1 protein-coding gene is annotated in these 2,938 nt (G+C 62.2%); it reads left to right on the forward strand.

The annotated features are described in order from the left end of the window. The first annotated feature begins 636 nt into the window (after window positions 1–636). Window positions 637–2,295, forward strand: coding sequence for a tyrosine-protein kinase domain-containing protein (locus IEY31_RS18415; RefSeq protein WP_188974411.1), 1,659 nt, complete (start codon window positions 637–639; stop codon window positions 2,293–2,295). The last annotated feature ends 643 nt before the right edge of the window (window positions 2,296–2,938 follow it).

Raw genomic sequence — 2,938 nt, forward strand, 5'->3', positions numbered from 1 at the left:
CGCTGGTGCGCCTGGTCAGCCGCTTCGAGGCGCGGGGCAAACTCCGATCCGGCCGTTGAGCACGGACCAGCTACGTTTTTCCCATGCCCTGACCTGACCTGTTGACCGGCGTGTCGATCAGGGGCGGGCATCAGCGACCCGTCGCTGCACCGTTGGACCAAGGAATTCGGGCGTCAGGGGACGGCAGCCTTCCCCGGTCACGGGAAGGCCAGGCTTACTGTAGATCAGGCAGAGGCAACCGCCTCGGAGTGTCGCGCATGATGAAATCGGCTGGCCATGGCTCAGCGCATGATGAACCGCCCGCACACCGATCTTGGGATTACTCAGCCTCCGCCGGCGGTGGGGATCGACGTGTCGTTGATTCCCACCTTGCTCCGCAAGAGTTGGGTAGGCTTACAATCGGATTGGACCGAGACACAAGGGTCACGTCGAGCGCACCAGCTCAGGATCAGGCTCGTCCAGGTACTAGGTTGAGCTCACCAAGCCAACAGTTGTTCAGGGCATCACCAACTTCCAAAAATCCAGCAAGAGCCAGACGAATTTCCCTCAGGCAGGACTGACGCAGAAACGGAAGCCGTATAATACTACACGAATTCACATAGAAATCTTGTGCTCCACCCCGTACACTGGCCCATAATGCAAAGTCCGCCCCGAAAAATTGTAGCTACAGATAACGTTGATTTCCGACCAGTTTTCGCAACGCTCAGACGCTATTTGCCACTACTAATCTTGACGCCACTGGTGGTGGCTGGCGTGATCTATGGGCTGTCCAGCCGGCAGGCCTCAGTGTATGAGTCAGTAGCCAGCATCATCTCAGTGGATAACAACGCTCAGAATTCGCTGATCAACAATACGTTGGTCACGGCCCCACCTTTGCCACCGGGCGCGGTAGAGCGGGTGATGCACAGCCGCTCCTTAGTGAGTGACGTGGGTGAACGCCTGGAGCGGAGTAACCTGGACCCTGGGATCATCCAGCAGATACGCAGCGATCTGAACCGCGAGTTGGCCACCCGTTCCTTTACCCGCTTCAAGGTGCGCGCCCTATTGGACGCCCAACAGCGCGGTGTGTATGAGATTCGCGCTCAGGGAGAAACCCCTGAGGCTGCCAGACAACTGGCTGAAACCAGCGTGGCCGCGTTGCTGGCCTGGGATAACGCTCGCGCCAAAGAGAGTGTGACCCGTTCGAGACAGAGCCTCCAAGGACAGCTTCAAAATCTAACAGCCCGACTTGCGGCCGTCAGCGACCCGCTGGAACGCCAGAGCCTGCTGGCAGCCCGGGGACAGGTGCTGCAAGATCTCGCGCAAGTATCTGTACTGGAAGCAGCCGCCACCGGCACACTGACCAAGGTGGCAGAAGCGGAAGCTCCTATCGCCCCGATCTCTCCGCGCCCCCTGCGCAACGCCGTGCTGGCCGGGCTGCTCAGCCTGCTTCTGGTGACGATGGGCGTGCTGGTGAGTGACAGCCTGCGCCGCCGGGTCAACGGCCCCGAGGACTTGCTGCACCTGGGCCTGCCTGTGCTCGCGCAACTGCCGCTGGTGCGCCGCAAGCAGTTGGCCGCTGGCTTTCTACCGGCCAGTCACAGCGGCCCGCTGTACGAGGGGCTGGGATTCTTGCGCATCAACTTGCAGTCCCTCCTGGGGGAAGGGGAAGGCCGGCGGCTGGTCATCTCCAGCTCTTACCCGGGCGAGGGCAAGAGTTCGTTGACGGCCGCGCTGGCCGAAAGCCTGGGCATGAGCGGTCAGAAGGTGCTGGTGCTTGACGCGGATCTGCGCCGTCCCACCCAGCTCAAGGTTTGGGCCCCCGACCGGATTGGCACCCACCCGCTGCTCGGCACGGACCTGACCCTGCCGCCCGCCAACACGATGACCGAGATGTTCCTGCGGCCGGCTGCGGCGCACGCCACGCAGGTGGCCCACAACGTGGACCTGCTGCCGGCCAACGTGGCGCGAAACGGCGGCGCCGGGCTGCTGAACCAGCCGGCCTTCCGCAGTTCGCTGGACCGCTGGACGCAGGGCTACGACTACGTCCTGATCGACACGCCCCCAATGCTCGGACTGCCCGACACCTTGGCGGTGGCCCCCCACACCGACGGCGTCATCCTGGTGGTCGAAAGCGGCAAAACTCGCCTGGCTGACGTGGAACGCAGCCTGCAAAATGCCCGTGTGGCAGGCGTGCGGGTGCTCGGCATCGTGTTAAACAAGGTCGCCCGCGGCGCCGACGCCTACGCGTATTACGGTTATGGCGCTTCGGCGCCGCTGACCGCGCCAACTGCCGGCGGCCCTGATATTGCCTAAACGCGCCTACGGCCCGCTGGCTAACGCTGCTTCCCACGCTGTGCCGCCTGCCTCGGGCGGTGTCGTGGGTGCTGGGCTTTTACGCCCTAGGCTAACTGCTCCCAGCCGCGTGGAGCGACGCCCCCGTCCTGAACGCGGGGCTAGCGCTGGGCCGCACGCTGTTTGATAAAGCCATGAAGCACCGCACTCAGGACTAAGAGGTTGAGCAGAGCATCCCTGTGTTCGCAGGTTGTGCGGTGAGTTGCTCAATTGAATGGCACGTTCTACGCGTCGTTTCTTGGCTTCGGGCTGGCTCTCTAGGCAAATGCGGACCGAGATTACGGTAGTTGACACACTGCGCCATGATCGTCGCTAGAACGACGTCGACGGCACTCTGATGCGTGTCAATGTGTAGCGAGGGGACGCAGGCTGTAGAATTGGCTGTGAGTTCGATAACCTGTGGATAGGCGGGTTTTGGTGGCGTCATACGGATCCCGTTTAAGCAGGCGTACTTGAGGCATCAGAACGGTCTATTTTGAGCACACCGCCGAGGACTTGTGGGGCATCTACCGCCGCAGTCCCTGCGCCGTCGAGCGACGCCGGAGTCAGCTTCTGGCTTTCCTGGCTGAGGGAAAAAGTAATCAGGAGGCACTCACGCTGACCC

Source organism: Deinococcus aerolatus (assembly GCF_014647055.1).
Lineage (GTDB): Bacteria > Deinococcota > Deinococci > Deinococcales > Deinococcaceae > Deinococcus > Deinococcus aerolatus.